Genomic DNA, 16,373 nt, shown 5'->3' on the forward strand with positions numbered 1-16,373 from the left:
TCCTGATTAACTCAGAACCAAAAGCAACAACGCTACTTTCGATACCCAACACCCATGTAGAACTTCGTTGCCGAAGCGTCCTGCCCGGCGGGGCCACGCAGGACGCTACTAATTACCTCACTCCGACATCGGCAGGCAATTAGCGCACACCCGCAGACTGCATGCGTTCCGGTGTGTAGTAGTCGGACGGGAAGCTCACGTTAAAGAGAATCCCCGGCGTCTCGGCAGGGTGACTGCCGAAGATGTAAATGCCGCTATTGAAGTCGTAAAACCAGTTGCCGAGCGAATACGGAACCTTGTAGTCGTAGGCGGGCACCGTCGTCTCGAATCCACCGCGATAGAGCTTGCCCGACTGGTCGTAGGCGTCCATCATCCCGCCACCGCCATCTTCATCCAGGTAGAGCATCTTGCGGCCGTAGACGTGGCGCGCACCCGACTTGAGCTTCAGGTCAACGACCCACACACGGTGAAGCTCCCAGCGTACGTGATCCGGATTGACGAAATGCGGTGTGAGGATCTTGCTCGCCGGCGTTTCATACTGCTGCTTGTAGTCGTTGTACGGGATGTACATCTCCTTCTTGCCCACGAGCTTGGCGTCCCAGCGATCGATCCGTCCATAGAACAACTGGATGTCATCCATCGTGATTGCCCCCGAATACCCGGGGTTCGGCGTATCGTAGGCCAGATCCGGCGCCACCCGCACACGACGCTGCCCCGGGTTGTATTCCCAGGACTGCTGATCATGATCCGCCGTATCCATGAAGTACCAGAAGAGGGTCGTATCGCCAATCAAGCGCGCCGGTGCCGCGTAGTCGTTGTACACGTAATACCAGTTTGCGAGGCCCGCTTTTTTCCGGAATTCATCCTCCTTCTTGATATCGAAGTACGGGTAATAGAGCGAGCTCTTGAATTGCGCCGCAAGGATCGGCGTACCACTCGAGTCCACCAACCACGTTTTCACGTTATTGCGTTGGAGCGTACCGACGTAACGCAACTCCCAGTCCCACAACGCTTCCTGCCCATTCTTCGGCACCGGAAACGGTTTTCCGCCAAATGCTCCAGATAGGTAAAGGCCGTTCTTTTCAAGCTTCGCGGTTTGAGCGTTCTTGGTGGAGTTCTCCAAATACCAGTCGGGATACGAAACGCTGCGGTGAGTCGGATAGACATCCATCCTGTAAGTCGGATAGCGCTTGAATAATTCGATTTCCGACGCACTTAATTTGTCCGCGTATTGCTCGTAGTTTTGTGCCGTGATCTGGAGAATGGGTTTTTCACCGGGAAACGGATCCGCCCATTTTCCTGAGTCCGGTTTGAATGCGGCCGGAGCCTGCGTGATGCCCCCGGTATAGGCAGGAATTGTCCCGTCCTTGTTTCCTGCGATCTCGGCGCCAAACGGCGTCAATCCGCTATCGGCGGCTAGCGTGTATGGCGAAGCCCAGATTGCCGCAAGAACCGCAAGCGCCTTAAGAAGCTTTGGGAATCTTTTCACAGCTGTCTCCATTATCAAAACGTCGTCTGATACGTGATGCCGAGCCACGACTTGTCGCTGTACGGCGCGCCGAGAGCGGTTGCGGCGCCCGCCGTCGAGTACCCCTTCTTGTTCATGTAATAGGTGTAGGTGATGTCCACCTCGTGCTTGTTGTAGATTGTGAAGTCGAGCCCGACCACGAACGTATTCTGGCCTTGTGCCTCGGCGGCCGGCGAGATAACGGACGAGTAGCCCTTCAGGTTCAGATTGACGAACAGCGGCATCGTCAGGTCGACCCCAGGGAATACCTGATACCACTGCGGGCTCGCACCGATCCCGAGACCGGCCCAGAAGCGCGTCGAGCAGTTATTGAATGCAGAATTGCCCGATGCCGAACACTGGCCGGTGGTGTCATAGCTGGAATTCGCAAAATTTCCCGCATTCGACTGCACGCTCAACAACTGATTGAACGAGAATTCCGCCTGCAGGAACATGTTGTCCCACAACGGCGACTTGCCGAACGACTGCGTAACGTTCAAAAGACCATGCAGCGTACGGCCGGTCGGCGCGTCGTTGACCGTCGTCGTGTTGACTGCATTGAGCGGCATGTTCCAGCGGTACGAGACTTCGCCAGCCACGGCGGCATTGCCGATAGCACTATTAAAGCCCAGACCGATCAGGTTGACGTCGTTGCCGTATTTCGCCGTGACGCCCGGCAGATTGGTGCCCGGGAAGAGTTGCGGCCCCGCGCCCGGCACGAGCACGGCCGCCCAAGGCATCTTCATGGCGAAGTGGCGATACGTCAGTTCGTAGGTGGTTGCCAGCGAATCAACACGCCACTTGCCGTCAAGACCGATATCACCGATCTGACCTTTGGTCGGCGGTACACGCGGAATCGCGAACGTGCCCAGTCCGGGAATCGTCGTGTAACTGGCCACCGGCGGCCCATAGAGAATCGGATCCGCACCGCCGAAATAGGTGCCGCCTTCTGGCAGGCGATCGTGGTTCCACTCGAAGGTGTATTGCGCCCCGAGGGTGATCGTATCCGTAATGTTCGTCGTCACGTCAGCCTGAGCCGTCGGCAACACGATTTCCTTCAGCGATGCGCTCGGGCTCTGCGTCAGCTTCATAAGGTCCAGCGGCGCCTGGCCAATCGCCACCGAGTTGGCGCCGCCCAGCGTAGCAAACGCCGACTGCCCCCAGGTTACCGCCGTACGGCCTAGCTTGACGTTGACAGAATGCCCGCCGAGGTCAAAGGTGTTGAACACGAAGGCATCACGCAACTCGGCGCTCGGTCCCTGGTAATACTTCTTGATGTAGCTTGTGTACTCGTTGTTGGGATAGTTCGGCGGAAATGCAGGATTGCTCGTGTTGTGATTCTTGAACGTCGGGTCGTACCACGCATCCATACTGATGCGAAAGCCCGACGTCTCCTTGTACTTGAAATCGAACTCGCTATAGAGGTTCAGCATCGCCTGGATCGTGCTGAACCTCGGCGTCGACAGATCACCTTCGTCGTAGGTCGGACTGTTCGTGTAGAAGTGATCCGGGTTCTGAAGCCGAATGTCGTAATCCGCACGCACCGTGTTATCCCATTCCATGTCGATGTCCGGGTTCGGCACATCGAAGTGAAATGCATTGGCGTTCGCGCTCCACAACCCGCAAGCCGCCGCGATACAGGTTGCATGCACGCCAAGGCTGATCGCACTTGGCTTCAGGCTCTTCATTTTCATGCGTCTCCTCTTTTCTTTGTCGAACTGCCGCAGAAAAGGCCAAGGCCGTTGGACTGCCGCAGACTTTTAGCTATGAAGCGAAACCGGCCTCCCTACCTCGTCAGCATCGCGTCTCGGGGTCCCCCAAGCGCATCACCAGAATGCGAATGCTGTTCGCAAAGATAAACGCTCGAAACCTGACTGTCAACGCTCGCTCACCCCTATGCGGTACATTTTCTCGAACGCCGTTCACAAACCTGGGTAAACGAGGGTTCGATTTTTGTCATCGGCTTAACTCGGTACATGCATGCCTCGGCCAAGTGGCGCCGACTGCATACGGCGCGCGCGCGTTGTGCCCACGCGTGTTGGCGGCGCTCGCATTTGCGGGGCATTCGCCTCGCCTGTGCGGGTTGGCGATGCGATCTATGGGAGCTTTCGCTGCAACAACCCGGCGGCGGTTCATCAATCGACATGCAGGCCGGACGCGGCCAGGTACCGCCGACCCAAAGCGGTACGCGGTACCGGTCATGGAAGAGGCGGCGTTTAGTCTGTCGATTCAATGGTGAACGGAGGAAGAATTGCACGAGCGACCGAAGCGCTTACGGGACCAGGCCGTCTTCCTTGGCAGTCCTTCCATATATGCCGGCTGTCGGCCGCGACTTTCGTGATCCGCTACCCCGTTCCTGCGCGAGCGTGCATTGCTGGTTTTCGGGGAGCAGGAGGGAACACGCGCCAGGCCCCATCGTCATGCCGAAAGAAGAAGATCGAAAGCCCCCCCTCCGAGGCGGATGACCGTGCGAGCACACACCTCGTCTGGCTCGAATTCGCGAAGTTATATCGGGTCACGTGCACCGGGGTGGTCGCAGAGGGCGCGAACCATTTTTCGATGAGCGCACGCAAAGAACTTTCTCCAAGTTTCATGCCCTGCTCCTTCAACCGCTCTGTGCGCGCCTCTGACGATCACACTCACGAGTGCAAATGGAGGCACTCACCAGTCAGCCCAGACACCCGGATTCCTCGTGCTCCGGTTGCCGTCGCGAAAGGATCCGTGTGATTGGACGCAAATGTGTCTACTGACTAAATATTAGTAGTCAGCAGACCCATTATCAAGATTCAACCGTACCAGGGGAAATGCCGGTATGGACAAGTCCACCCTATTTTCTAGTAGCATGGGTGATGCTACGGGGCGAGAGCCGCATGTGATCTGGAATCAATTAGTCGTCTGACTACCGTTTATTCGTCGCCTGACTAGCAGTATCATCAGATCAAACTTGCCGCCGTCCGAGCCGAATCGGAAGACGTACCTATCGGGGGCGGGAACAGTTGCCAGTCTTGTTCGTCTCGCCCTTACAACGCGCGCGAGAGGGACAGGAAACGCCAAGGAGAGCACAACAGATGAAAGACCTGACCATCTCATCGGCAGACCTCGACAAGCCGGCAGCAGACGCGCCTCGGCGGCGAGGGAACAGATCTACACGTGTGCCAGCCATCATTGAAGTGGCGATCGAAGTCTTCGCATCGGAAGGCAACGCTGGATTCACGCAACGCCGCATCGCCAGCGACGCAGGCATCCGGCTGAGGACCCTGCAGCACTATTTCAGCACCCGCGAAGAACTATTGCGGGCCACGATAGAGGCATTCACGAATCGCTATTTCGAACACTATCAGGCGATCACGCAGGACAAACACCGGCCACCGGAGGCCCGGCTGGACATGATCGTCGAAGAGGCATTCTCTGTGCTGACGGCACCCGGCGGCAATCGCGTTAGCGCCTTTGTGCTGGAAACCTGGAGCCTGGCTGAACACGAACCGTATCTCCATGCCCTGATGGCCAAATCCACTGCGGATTTCCAGGTTCTTCTCGCGGAACTGATCGCGGAAATCAACCCAACCTTGGCGTCGGCGGAATGTACGCTGCGTGGCGCCCTGCTTCTTTCCCATCTGCAAGGTCTGGTCGTCTTTCTTCGCCGGTCGGGGACGAATACACCCGAGCGGGATTCATTCCGTCACGCCATGAAGGTCGTCTGGCGTGCGCTGAGCAAAGCGTCTCCATGAATCTGAAGTTCAGGTGCGCGCAGCACGGGTAGCAATCTGCGCGCACCGCCTTCTGCAGATGTGGACGCTCAGCCGGCGACTTTCCACACAAGAGGCAAGTGGTACAGCGTGCCGTTCACCCCTCCGTGGACACCCGCCTTCTCACCTGGCTTGATCTGGAAGTCAGGAATACGCTTAAGCCATTCCTGGAGGAAAACCTTCAGTTCCACGCGCGCAAGGAACGAGCCGGGACAACGATGAGCACCATTGCCGAACGTCGAATGAATCGGCGTGGGCCGGGTAAAATCGACGGTAAGCGGATCGTCGAATTTTCTCTCGTCGAGGCCATGCAGCGTGGTCGGCATGATGATCATGTCTCCCTCTTTGAGCCGCACGCCCTTATATTCGAAATCGTGAGTGATCCGCCGACCCTGGTTGACCACCGGGAAACGCCGTAATAGCTCGTCAACGGCCTTTTGGGTCAGTTCGGGATTGTCGATGAGCTGCTTGCGGTGCGCGGGACTGCCGGCCAGAAAACTGGCGATGAATCCCATTGCGGACGCAACGGTATCGAGGCCGCCGATCAGCACGAGTCCGCACAGACCGCGAACCTCCTCGTCGGTCAAGGCTCGCCCGTCGATTTTCGAATTCACGATCTTGCTGATGAGATCGTCGCCCGGATTCGCGCGCCGTTCGGCGATCTTCACGCCCAGGTACTGGAAGATTGCGCCTAGCGCACCGAGCTTCTCCCTGGCGTCCACCGGGCGCACCATCTTGTCGGCGAGACTCAGGAGGTACTCGCGATCCTCAGCGGGCAGCGCCACCATGTTCATGAAAATGCCGATCGGCAGATGCTGCGCGAACCCAGAGACGAATTCCACTTCGCCCTTCGGGTAAAAGTCTTCGATCAACTCGATCGCCATTTCGCGCGCTTTTTCTTCGAGCTTGCTGATCGCCTGCGGCATGAACGCGGGCGCGATCAACGCACGATACGCCGTATGCTGTGGAGGATCGAAGAAGATCGGCGGCAACGGCTGATGCTCGACCAGCGGCACGGTGAGCTGCTTCGACGAGAAGTTCTCGTAATCCTTCAGGATGTGATAGATGTCGTCGCCGCGCGTGGCGATCCAGTGCCCGCCGTTGCGAGGCGTCCAGAAAATGTCGGGAATCCCTTCGGCGTGCAGCTTCTTGAGCGAGAGATGGTAGTCGTCTTCTGCGCCGGGCGGGTGATAGATATCGATATCGAATACCCGTTCCGGCGAAACGTGCGCGGGTACCGGCGCCAGCTCCGGAGTCACGCCATGGCCAGTTGCTGACATAAGGTTGTCTCCTTTCCTCGAATTGACCGCTCTACGCGGTCGGATGAATCGTTCTTGTTGCCATCGAGCCGCAGTTACAGGAACGCGCCGTATAGCTCGATATGGTGCTCGGTGTTTCCCCACGTCATGTCGATGCAGGTGAGGCGCTTTACATACCAACCCACCGCCAGCTCGTCCGTCATGCCCATCCCACCGTGAAGCTGCACTGCCTGCTGCGCGACGAAGCGCGCGCTGCGCCCGATCAGCGCTTTCGCAGCGGTCACAGCGCGATGAGCGGCAACGTCATCGTCTTCGCCGAGCCTGGCGGCCGCAAAATAGACGATCGATTTCGCCTGCTCCACCGCGGTCAAAATATCGGCGGCGCGGTGCTGCAGCGCCTGGAACTTGCCGATGGGCGAGCCAAACTGCTTGCGTGTGCGCAGATACTCGAAAGTCAGTTCGCTCAGCCGCGACATCGCGCCCACGGCTTCGGCGCACAGCGCGAATATGCCTTGATCGACAGCCCATTCGAGCAACGGGTAGCCTCGATCGATCGTGCCGATCACCGCCTGTTGGTCGACTCGCACCCCGTTCAGCACCACTTCCGCGACACGCTGGCCATCCAGTGCGGGAAACCCCTTGACGCTCACACCTTGCGCGCGCGCATCGACAGCGAAAAGCGTGATGCCGTGCTTGTCCGCCTGCTCGCCTGCCGTGCGCGCCGAGACCAGCAGAATGTCCGCGCAGTCGCCGTGCAGCACGACGCCCTTGCGGCCATCGAGGACGAACCCGTCGCGCGTTGCCTCGGCCCTCGTCGCGACGTTCCACAAATCGAAACGCGCGCCAGGTTCGAGCGTTGCAAGCGCCGTCTTCAGGCTGCCGTCTGCGATGCCGGCCAGCAGCTCCGCCTTGCGTGCCTCGTGTCCCGCGCGCCCGATGAGCTTCGCGCCGATCACTGCCGACGAAACGAACGGTTCCAGCACGAGTCCCCGGCCGAAGGCTTCCATTACGAGCATGGTCTCGACCGGTCCCGTGCCAAGGCCGCCGTGGTCCTGCGGCACGTTCAGCGCGAGCACGCCCATTTCGGCGAGCGTGGACCAGTGCGCATCCGACCAGCCCTGCGGCGTGGCGGCGAGACGACGCCTCGCCTCGAAATCGTATTCCCTTTCGACGAAACGACCGACCACGTCGGCCAGCATCTGTTCCTCTTCAACCAGCGTGAAGTCCATGGCGTGTCCTCAGATGCCGAGCGCCTGCTTGGCGATGATGTTTTTCTGCACTTCGGTCGAACCGCCGTAAATCGAAATCTTGCGCCAGTCCAGGTAGTGCGCGGCCAGCGCGTTGAGCAATTCGCCGTTCGCGGTTTCGCCGCGCCAGTCCGCATCCAGCGCTTCGCTTACGAAGGGCACTGCATACGGGCCTGCGCATTCCATGATCAGTTCGGTGAGCTCCTGCTGAATCTCCGACCCGCGGATCTTCAGCACCGAGGCTTCCGGCCCGATGGGACGCCCTGCGGTTTCAGCGGAGACCACGCGCAGAAGCGACCATTCGTGAGCGATCAAATCGATTTCCACCTTGGCGATGCGATCGCGAAAGCGCACGTCCTCGATGAGCGGTTTGCCGTGCTTGCGCTCGGTGCTCGCAATCTCCTTGAGACGCCGCATGAAGCGCTTGCAGTTGCCAAGTCCGGCGATATTCGTGCGCTCATGTCCGAGCAGATACTTCGCGATCGACCAGCCGCGATGCTCCTCTCCGACGAGATTGCTCACCGGCACTTCCACGTTGTCGAAGAACACTTCGTTGACGTCGTGACCGCCGTCCAGCGTGCGGATCGGTCTGACCGTGATACCCGGCGTCGACATATCGATCAGCAGGAACGAGATGCCTTCCTGCGGGCGGCCGCTTCCGTCCGTGCGAACGAGACAGAAAATCCAGTTCGCCCATTGCGCGAACGAGGTCCAGATCTTCTGGCCGTTGACGACATAGAACGATTGGCCGTCGCGCTCGATAGGCTCCGCACGCGTTTTGAGCGAGGCCAGATCGGAACCCGCGCCCGGCTCGGAATAACCCTGGCACCACCAGTCCTCCATCGAGACGATGCGCGGCAGGAAGCGCTCGCGCTGCGCCGCAGTGCCGAACTTCTGGATCACGGGTCCGACCATCGAAAGGCCGAACGGCATCTGGCGCGGCGCGCCAGCGGTAAAGCATTCCTCGTCGAAGATATTGCGCTGCGCGGCATTCCAGGCGGCGCCGCCGAATTGCGTGGGCCATGCAGGGGCGCCCCAACCCTTTCCAGCCAGAATTCGTTGCCAGCGCACGTAGTCTTCGCGCGGCACATGGCGGAAGTTCAGCACGCGATCACGAATGTCGTCAGGCAAATGCGTCGCTACGAATTCCCGCACCGTGGCGCGAAACGCCTTCTCGGCGGGGCTTTCTCTCAGGTCCATCGTCAGGCTCCAGTCGCTGCCCGGCAAGTCGCGTTGTCGCTGCCAGGCGCGGTTTCAGGCAATTTCCACGATGCCGTTGTTCAGCACCACCACATCGCGCGCGTCAACACGCGCGCGCAAATGCAGGCGGGTGTCGCTATCCCTCCAGAACTGGAAACGCACTTCTTCGCCCGGATAAACCGGCGAAGTCAGACGCAGGGCGAGCCGCTTCAGACGGGTGGCATCGTTGCCGGCGAAGGTGCGAATCGCGGCGTAGCCCGCCATGCCATAGGTCGCGAGGCCGTGCAGAATGGGGCGGCTGAAACCCGCCTTCGAAGCCACTTCAGGATCCGCGTGCAGCGGGTTGGCATCGCCCGAAAGGCGATAGATCAACGCGGCATGGGCGCCGGTGGAGAAGACGTATTCCGCATCCGGTGCGCGCTCCGGCACCGGCGGAAGCGCTTCGGGCGGCACGTCGCTGACCCCCGACTCCGCGCTAAACCCGCCGTCGCCACGCAGAAACGACACCTGGCGGACTTCGGCGAGTTGTTCGCCGCTCGAAACGTCGATGATGTCACGCATGAGCTCGACGATCGCGCCCTTTCCCGCGCCTTTATCGGAGATGCGGCTCACGCGCGTCTTGCTGACGATGGTCGCGGCAACCGGCATCGGCCGCACGAAACGGACGTCCTGCTCACCGTGCACGAGCTTCAGGTAGTCGATGCCCGTACGCGGATCGCGCATCCACGATTTCGGCCACGCGAACGCGGCCGCGCAAGTCGGCATTGCCTGCAGGTCCTTTTCATAGACGTAGCGCAGCTGGTCTGCGTCCAATGGGTCTCCGCCGAGGCCAAGGCCCAGCGAATACAGCATGACGTCGCGTTCGCTGTACGTCTGCGTAACATCTTCGATAGGCCAGTTCTTGACGACTTCGTAGTTCAGCATGAGGGTGTCCTGTAGGTGCTCAGTAGTCCGTGAAGTTGGGCTTGCGCTTCTCGAGGAAGCTCGCCATGCCTTCCTTGTAGTCGTCGCACTGGTTGGCGATCGGCATATCCAGACCGGCCGACATGATCGCCTCGTGGGGCGTCTGGAAAGGCACCTCCCAGATCTGTTCCTTCATGATGCGCATGGAGCGCGGCGAGCAGTAATCCGCCATTTCGCGCGCGTAGGCATAAGTCTCTTCGACCAGTTTCTCCGCCGGGATCGCACGATTCACGAGTCCCATGCGCTCGGCTTCGCGCCCTTTGATCTTGCGGCCCGACAGCAGCAGGTCGAGCGCATGCGCCTGGCCCACGTGGCGCGCGAGGATCCACGCCATGCCGTATTCGGCGGTCAGACCGCGCCGCGCGAATGCCGTGGTGATGGTGGCGTCTTCCGAAGCAAACCGGATGTCGCAAAAGAGCGCGTGAATCAGGCCAATACCGACGGTCGCGCCATTGAGCATGGCGATCACCGGCTTCGGAATGGCCGGGTAATACGAACAACGCGTCTGCCAGTCGGCGCGCTTGCGCATGTCGAACGGACGCGGCAGCTTGGTCATGAGTGCGGCGGGGTCACCACCGAAGCTGTGAATATCGCCGCCCGCGCAAAACGCCTTCCCCGCGCCGGTGAATACGATGACACGCACACCGCGGTCCGCGCCCGCGGCCTGCATTGCCTCGTACACCTCCGTCGCCACCTGGTCGTTCCAGGTGTTCATGTGTTCAGGACGGTTGAGCGTGATCGTCGCGATACGGTCCTTGACGTCGTACAGAATGGTCTCGAAGCGCATGAGATCCCCTCTCGATGATCAGAATGAACGCGGCAGGTCGAGCACATGCTCGGCGACGTAGGACAGAATCAGATTCGTCGAAATCGGCGCCACCTGATAAAGCCGCGTTTCGCGGAACTTACGTTCGACGTCGTATTCGCAGGCGAAACCGAAGCCGCCATGCGTCTGCAAGCAGGCATTCGCCGCTTTCCACGAAGCCGTGGCCGCCAGATGCTTCGCCATGTTCGCTTCCGCGCCGCATGCCTGATGGTTGTCGAACAGTTCACAGGCTCTGTAGCGCATGAGATCCGCCGCGCGCACGTCGATATACGCCTCGGCGATCGGAAACTGGATACCCTGGTTCATGCCGATTGGCCGGTCGAAGACGATACGCTCGTTGGCGTATTTCGATGCGCGTTCAACGAACCAGTAGCCGTCGCCGATACACTCGGCCGCGATCAGCGCACGCTCGGCATTGAGCCCGTCGAGGATGTACTTGAAGCCCTTGCCTTCCTCGCCAATCAGGTTCTCTTCGGGAATCTCCAGATTGTCGAAGAACAGTTCATTGGTCTCGTGATTGACCATGTTGGGAATCGGCCTCACGGTCAGACCGTTGCCGATCGCCTGGTGCAGGTCCACGAGAAAGCACGACAGCCCATCCGACTTCTTCTTCACGTCAGACAAGGGCGTGGTGCGCGCGAGCAGGATCATCATGTCCGAATGCTGCACGCGCGAAATCCAAACCTTCTGGCCGTTGACCACATAGCGGCCGTCTTTCTTCACGGCGGTGGTCTTCAGCTTCGTGGTGTCCGTTCCCGTGGTCGGCTCGGTCACGCCCATCGACTGCAGGCGCAATTCGCCGCTCGCGATCTTCGGCAGATATTTGCGCTTTTGCGTTTCCGAGCCGTTGCGCAGCAGCGTGTTCATGTTGTACATCTGGCCGTGGCAGAACCCGGAGTTGCCGCCGTTGCGGTTGATCTCCTCCATGATCACGGACGCCTCGGTCAACCCGAGGCCGGAACCACCGTACTCCTGAGGAATCAGCGCCGCCATCCAGCCGGCCTTCGTCAACGCGTCGACAAACGCCTCCGGGTACACGCGTTCGTGATCGATGCGGCGCCAGTACTCATCGGGATATTCCTTCGAAAGGTCACGCAGCGCGTCGCGCAGTTCCTGATATTGGTCGGGAGAGGTAATTCGGCTCATGAATGGTTTCCGTATACTTGGCTGGACGCGGCTCACGCTGCTGCATCGATCAGCCCGCCGGCATTGGCGAGCTGGGTCAGATGATGTTCGGTCGAGCCGAACTGGATATCGATCACGCTCAGGCGTCGCATGTTGTGGCCGATCTTGCACTCCTCGGTCATCCCGATGCCGCCGTGCAGTTGCACGCCTTGCTGGCCGACGAAGCGGCCCGAGCGTCCGATCTGCACTTTCGCGGCGGACAGGCTGCGATCGCGCTCCCCCGCATCGGGTTCCTCAATCATCATGGTCGCGAAGAGCGCCATGCTGCGCGCCTGCTCCACCATGACCAGCATGTCGACCGCCCGATGCTGGAGGGCCTGAAATGACCCGATGGGTACGCCGAACTGCTTGCGGACCTTGAGATACTCGACGGTTTCTTCGTGCGCGGCGGTCATCGCGCCTACAGCTTCCGCGCTCACCGCGGCGATTGCGTGCGCAACGACTGTCTCAATGAGCGGGAACGCGGCACCCGCGACACCCAGCACGTCGCTATCCGGAACTCGCACGCCGGAAAATTCGATATCTGCCGCGCTCAGCCGGTCCTGTGTCGGATACACGCGGCGTGTCACGCCCGCCGCGTCGCCCCTCACCACGAACAGGCCGATGCCGTCACGCTCGCGCCTGCCGCCCGACACCCGCGCCGACACCACGAGGAGATCGGCATTGCCGCCATGCAGCACGACGCGCTTGGCGCCGTCGATCACCCATGCGTCGCCTTCGCGCCGCGCGGTGGCCGCCACGTCCGCCAGGTCGTAGCGCGACTGCGCTTCGCTGTGCGCAAAGGCCATCAGCAATTCGCCCTGCGCGATCTGCGGCAGAATCGCCGTGCGTTGCGCCGCGTTGCCGCCAAGGCGCACGAAGCCGCCGCCCAGCACGACCGTTGCGAGGTACGGCTCGACCGCGAGGCCGCGGCCGAGCGCCTCCATGACGATCATCGTCTCGACAGGACCGCAGTTGCTGCCGCCGTATTCCTCATCGAATGAAAGACCCAGCAGCCCCATCTCCGCATAGCGCGCCCATTGCGCGCGGCTGAAGCCGTCCGGCTCCACGAGGTACTTCGCACGCTGCTCGAAACCGTACTCGTCCTTGACGAGACGCTCGACGCTGTCCTTGAGCATGCGCTGCTCATCGGTGAAATCAAAGTCCATAGCCCATGCTTCTCCGCTGTTCGACCGTCGCTCAAAGTCCCAATACCGACTTGGCGAGTATGTTCTTCTGAATCTCGTTGGAGCCGCCCACAATCGAAACGTGACGCGCAAAGTAGTGGTTCGGCGCGATCGTCAGCGCCCATTCGGGCTCGCGAACCGCGTCGCCAAGACCGCGCAGGAAGTCGACATCGAGCGGCAACGCATCCGGCCCCGCCACTTCCAGCAGCAGTTCGGCGGAAAGTTGCTGGAGTTCCGAACCCTTGATCTTCAGGATCGAAGTCTTGGGGTCCGGCACATGGCTCTCTTGCGCACGGCTTTCGGCGATCACGCGCATCTGCGTCATTTCCAGCGCCTTCAATTCCACTTCCACGGCCGCGACCCGCTCCCGAAAGCGCGGGTCGTCCCACAGCACGCCGTCCCCGCAGGGCACGCGCTTCGCGAGGTCCTTTGCGTGCCGCACGCGCATCTTCGAAACGCCCACGCGCGCAATGCCGCTGCGCTCGTTGCCGAGCAGATACTTGGCGTAGTCCCAGCCCTTGTTTTCCTCGCCGATGCGATTCGCAACCGGCACGCGCACGTTGTCGAAGAACACCTCGTTGGTTTCGTGGTGGCCGTCGATCGTGATGATCGGGCGCACCGTCAAGCCCGGCGTCTTCATGTCGATCAGCAGGTAGGTAATGCCCTGTTGCTTCTTCCCGCTCGAGTCCGTGCGCACGAGACAGAACATCCAGTCGGCGTGATGCGCCGTAGAGGTCCAGAGCTTCTGCCCGTTGATGACGTACTGGTCGCCTTCTCGAACCGCCTGGGTGCGCAGTGCGGCCAGATCCGAACCCGCGCCCGGCTCGGAAAAGCCCTGGCAGAACCAGTATTCGAGGCTCGCGATGCGGGGCAGGAAGTGGCGCTTCTGCTCTTCGCTGCCAAACGCGATCAGCACCGGGCCGATCATGTTCACGTTGAACGACAATGTTTCGGGCGCCGGGGCCATGTGCAGCTCTTCCTTGAAGATGTATTGCTGCACGGCGCTCCAGCCGGTCCCGCCCCACGCCTTGTCCCACGCGGGCGTCGCCCAGCCGCGCTCGTAGAGAATGCGTTGCCAGCGGCGCAGGTCGGCCGCCGAATAGCGCTGCCCCAGGGTGGCCTTGCGTCGAATGTCGGCGGGCAGCGCTTCCTTGAAGAAGGCTCTCACCTCATTGCGGAACGCCAGCTCCTCGTCGGTATATCGCAGATCCATGAGTGTCTCGTTTCGTTTTCTTAGGCTCGCCTGGCGTGTGCCACTCAGGCCAGCGTTCCCGCTTCTTTCAGCTCGCCAATGCGGCCCGGTTCGAGCCACGCAGCCAGCGCGGCGTCGACCGTTGCCGCGTCGGGCGCTTCAGGCGCGGTCGGTTTCGCGGGCACCGTGGCGGAAAAGCGCGGCGCCGGAGCGGGCTGCACGATGCCGTCGACTTCGATGAACGTGCCACGCGCCTTCAGGTGCGCATGCTCGGGTGCCTCGGTCCACGACAGCACCGGTGCGAAGCACGCGTCCGAATGCTCGAGCAGCGTGGTCCATTGCTCGCGTGTGCGGCTCTTGAACTTCAGCGCAAACAGGGCGCGCGCGGCAGGCCAATTGCTTTCGTCAAGCTGAGCGCCGAGGGTTCGCGTGTCGATGTCGAGCAAGCGCAGCAGTTCGAGATAGAACTTGTCCTCGATCGGGCCGATGGTAATCCACTTGCCGTCCGCACATTCGTATACGTCGTAGAAGTGTGATCCGGAGTCCGTGATATTCGTCCCGCGCCCGTCACGCCAGATACCGGCTGCCTGCATGCCGAAGAACGTGGTGGCAAGGTTGGCCGTACCGTCGACGATCGCAGCATCCACGACCTGGCCTGAGCCGCCGTTACGCGCGTGCAGAATTGCCGAGAGCAGCCCCATCGCGAGGTACAGCGAACCGCCCGCATAGTCGCCGATCAGGTTCAACGGTATCGACGGCGGCTGATCGCAGCGCCCGATCGCGTTGAGCACACCGGTGATCGCAATGTAGTTCAGGTCATGCCCTGCGTACTGCGCGAGTGGTCCGTCTTGCCCCCATCCCGTGATGCGCCCATAGGCGAGTTTCGGGTTGCGACCGAGGCAAACCTGCGGACCGAGCCCCAGGCGCTCGGTCACACCAGGGCGGAAGCCTTCGATCAAGGCGTCGGCGCGCTCCACCAGAGAAAGCACGAGTTCGACAGCCTCCGGGTCTTTCAGGTCGAGCGCGATCGTCTTCCGGTTGCGCAGCAACAGGTTGTAGCGCAGCGGGCGCTCGATACCGAGCTTGACCGGCTGGCGACGCTCGATGCGCAACACCGTCGCGCCCAGGTCGGCGAGCAACATCGCGGCCATGGGGCCCGGCCCGATGCCGGCCAGCTCAATGATTCGGATTCCCGCGAGCGGACCCATCGTTCAACCCTTGCGCGCATGGGCGCGCATGGCGTCCCATTGTTCGTCGGTCCAGTCCTGCATGGCACGGAAGGTCGGGCCGCCAACGCCCTGCATCCAGCGGCCGCCGTCGATGACGATCATGTCGCCGGTGATGTAGCCGGACCCATCCGATGCCAGATACGCGTAAAGATCGGCGAGTTCCTTGTGATCGCCGAAGCGGCGCAGCGGAACGGAGCGCTCCTGCGGTTCGACCTGCGAGCCCGGCGGATACAGTTGCTCCCAGGCGCCGGGCGTAGGGAAAAGTCCGGGCGCCACCGCGTTCAGACGGATGCCCTTCGGGCCCCACTCGACCGCAAGGCTACGGGTCATCGCGAGAATGCCCGCCTTCGCCGCGGCGGAGGGCACCGTAAAGGCCGAGCCGGTCATCGTGGGCGTAGACACCGTGCTAATCACGTTGCCCGCGTGGCCCGCGTCGATCCAGCGCTTGCCCGCCGCGATCGTGCAATAGAAGCTACCGTGCAGCACGATGCCGAGCACCGCGTCCACCGCGCGCGGCGAAAGGCTCTCCGTGCGCGCGATGAAATTCGCCGCAGCGTTGTTCAGCAGCACATCGAGCGGGCCGTCCTGCCAGATCGTGTCCATCATTGCCTCGACGGATTCCGCGCTGCGCACGTCCGCCTGCACCGTCGTGACGCGTGCGCCGGGCACCGCGCCGCGAAACTCGTCGGCGGTCGCGCCGAGCACTTCCTTGCGGCGGCCGCAGATGACAAGATCGGCACCCAGTTCGAGATAACGTCGGCCGATACTCTTGCCGAGCCCCGTGCCACCACCGGTGATCAGGATTCGTTTGTTCTTCAGCAGGTCAGGCGTAAACATTGGCATTGAACTTCCT

General features: G+C 61.2%; 13 protein-coding genes. 1 reads left to right on the plus strand and 12 read right to left on the minus strand.

Annotated elements, in window-relative coordinates:
- Positions 1-139 precede the first annotated feature (139 nt).
- Both AB4Y43_RS00305 and AB4Y43_RS00310 read right to left on the minus strand, forming a co-directional pair.
- On the minus strand, positions 140-1,489 hold the full coding sequence (locus AB4Y43_RS00305; RefSeq protein WP_069266532.1) for a DUF1329 domain-containing protein: 1,350 nt from the start codon (positions 1,487-1,489) through the stop codon (positions 140-142).
- 14 nt (positions 1,490-1,503) lie between these two features.
- Complete coding sequence (locus tag AB4Y43_RS00310; RefSeq protein WP_368610278.1) at positions 1,504-3,195, minus strand: DUF1302 domain-containing protein; 1,692 nt, start codon at positions 3,193-3,195, stop codon at positions 1,504-1,506.
- A 1,380-nt stretch (positions 3,196-4,575) separates the two neighbouring features.
- Between AB4Y43_RS00310 and AB4Y43_RS00315 the strand changes: the two genes are divergently transcribed.
- Positions 4,576-5,235 (plus strand): TetR/AcrR family transcriptional regulator, encoded by a 660-nt coding sequence (locus AB4Y43_RS00315; RefSeq protein WP_069266531.1) that lies wholly within the window; start codon positions 4,576-4,578, stop codon positions 5,233-5,235.
- Positions 5,236-5,303: 68 nt separating this feature from the next.
- On the opposite strand, the gene AB4Y43_RS00320 is transcribed toward AB4Y43_RS00315, so the two are convergent.
- From AB4Y43_RS00320 to AB4Y43_RS00365, 10 genes are all read right to left on the minus strand, one after another.
- Positions 5,304-6,533: a cytochrome P450 gene (locus AB4Y43_RS00320; RefSeq protein ID WP_069266530.1), complete on the minus strand. Its 1,230-nt coding sequence runs from the start codon at positions 6,531-6,533 to the stop codon at positions 5,304-5,306.
- A gap of 74 nt (positions 6,534-6,607) precedes the next feature.
- Positions 6,608-7,741, minus strand: a complete 1,134-nt coding sequence (locus tag AB4Y43_RS00325) for an acyl-CoA dehydrogenase family protein (protein WP_368726685.1) — start codon at positions 7,739-7,741, stop codon at positions 6,608-6,610.
- A gap of 9 nt (positions 7,742-7,750) precedes the next feature.
- The gene (locus AB4Y43_RS00330) at positions 7,751-8,959 is read right to left on the minus strand and encodes an acyl-CoA dehydrogenase family protein (RefSeq protein ID WP_368726686.1); all 1,209 of its coding nucleotides are present in this window, start codon (positions 8,957-8,959) and stop codon (positions 7,751-7,753) included.
- Between the two features lie 54 nt (positions 8,960-9,013).
- Positions 9,014-9,883, minus strand: a complete 870-nt coding sequence (locus AB4Y43_RS00335; RefSeq protein WP_069266527.1) for a MaoC/PaaZ C-terminal domain-containing protein — start codon at positions 9,881-9,883, stop codon at positions 9,014-9,016.
- A gap of 19 nt (positions 9,884-9,902) precedes the next feature.
- Positions 9,903-10,709: an enoyl-CoA hydratase gene (locus tag AB4Y43_RS00340; protein WP_368726687.1), complete on the minus strand. Its 807-nt coding sequence runs from the start codon at positions 10,707-10,709 to the stop codon at positions 9,903-9,905.
- A gap of 18 nt (positions 10,710-10,727) precedes the next feature.
- Positions 10,728-11,894, minus strand: coding sequence for an acyl-CoA dehydrogenase family protein (locus tag AB4Y43_RS00345; RefSeq protein WP_368685196.1), 1,167 nt, complete (start codon positions 11,892-11,894; stop codon positions 10,728-10,730).
- A 32-nt stretch (positions 11,895-11,926) separates the two neighbouring features.
- Complete coding sequence (locus tag AB4Y43_RS00350) at positions 11,927-13,081, minus strand: acyl-CoA dehydrogenase family protein (RefSeq protein WP_368726688.1); 1,155 nt, start codon at positions 13,079-13,081, stop codon at positions 11,927-11,929.
- A gap of 31 nt (positions 13,082-13,112) precedes the next feature.
- Positions 13,113-14,312: an acyl-CoA dehydrogenase family protein gene (locus AB4Y43_RS00355; protein ID WP_368726689.1), complete on the minus strand. Its 1,200-nt coding sequence runs from the start codon at positions 14,310-14,312 to the stop codon at positions 13,113-13,115.
- A gap of 44 nt (positions 14,313-14,356) precedes the next feature.
- Positions 14,357-15,499 (minus strand): CaiB/BaiF CoA transferase family protein, encoded by a 1,143-nt coding sequence (locus AB4Y43_RS00360; RefSeq protein WP_368726690.1) that lies wholly within the window; start codon positions 15,497-15,499, stop codon positions 14,357-14,359.
- A 3-nt stretch (positions 15,500-15,502) separates the two neighbouring features.
- Entirely contained in the window at positions 15,503-16,357 is an 855-nt protein-coding gene (locus tag AB4Y43_RS00365) for an SDR family oxidoreductase (protein WP_368726691.1), read from the minus strand.
- Positions 16,358-16,373 lie beyond the last annotated feature (16 nt).

Source organism: Paraburkholderia sp. BR10872 (assembly GCF_040965835.1).
Classification (GTDB): domain Bacteria; phylum Pseudomonadota; class Gammaproteobacteria; order Burkholderiales; family Burkholderiaceae; genus Paraburkholderia; species Paraburkholderia nodosa_A.

Excerpts from the sequence above, each read along its gene's own strand:
- AB4Y43_RS00310 (WP_368610278.1), bottom strand. The coding sequence starts at position 3,195 with ATGAAGAGCCTGAAGCCAAGTGCGATCAGCCTTGGCGTGCATGCAACC.
- AB4Y43_RS00315 (WP_069266531.1), top strand. The coding sequence starts at position 4,576 with ATGAAAGACCTGACCATCTCATCGGCAGACCTCGACAAGCCGGCAGCA.
- AB4Y43_RS00320 (WP_069266530.1), bottom strand. The coding sequence starts at position 6,533 with ATGTCAGCAACTGGCCATGGCGTGACTCCGGAGCTGGCGCCGGTACCC.
- AB4Y43_RS00325 (WP_368726685.1), bottom strand. The coding sequence starts at position 7,741 with ATGGACTTCACGCTGGTTGAAGAGGAACAGATGCTGGCCGACGTGGTC.
- AB4Y43_RS00330 (WP_368726686.1), bottom strand. The coding sequence starts at position 8,959 with ATGGACCTGAGAGAAAGCCCCGCCGAGAAGGCGTTTCGCGCCACGGTG.
- AB4Y43_RS00335 (WP_069266527.1), bottom strand. The coding sequence starts at position 9,883 with ATGCTGAACTACGAAGTCGTCAAGAACTGGCCTATCGAAGATGTTACG.
- AB4Y43_RS00340 (WP_368726687.1), bottom strand. The coding sequence starts at position 10,709 with ATGCGCTTCGAGACCATTCTGTACGACGTCAAGGACCGTATCGCGACG.
- AB4Y43_RS00345 (WP_368685196.1), bottom strand. The coding sequence starts at position 11,894 with ATGAGCCGAATTACCTCTCCCGACCAATATCAGGAACTGCGCGACGCG.
- AB4Y43_RS00350 (WP_368726688.1), bottom strand. The coding sequence starts at position 13,081 with ATGGACTTTGATTTCACCGATGAGCAGCGCATGCTCAAGGACAGCGTC.
- AB4Y43_RS00355 (WP_368726689.1), bottom strand. The coding sequence starts at position 14,312 with ATGGATCTGCGATATACCGACGAGGAGCTGGCGTTCCGCAATGAGGTG.
- AB4Y43_RS00360 (WP_368726690.1), bottom strand. The coding sequence starts at position 15,499 with ATGGGTCCGCTCGCGGGAATCCGAATCATTGAGCTGGCCGGCATCGGG.
- AB4Y43_RS00365 (WP_368726691.1), bottom strand. The coding sequence starts at position 16,357 with ATGTTTACGCCTGACCTGCTGAAGAACAAACGAATCCTGATCACCGGT.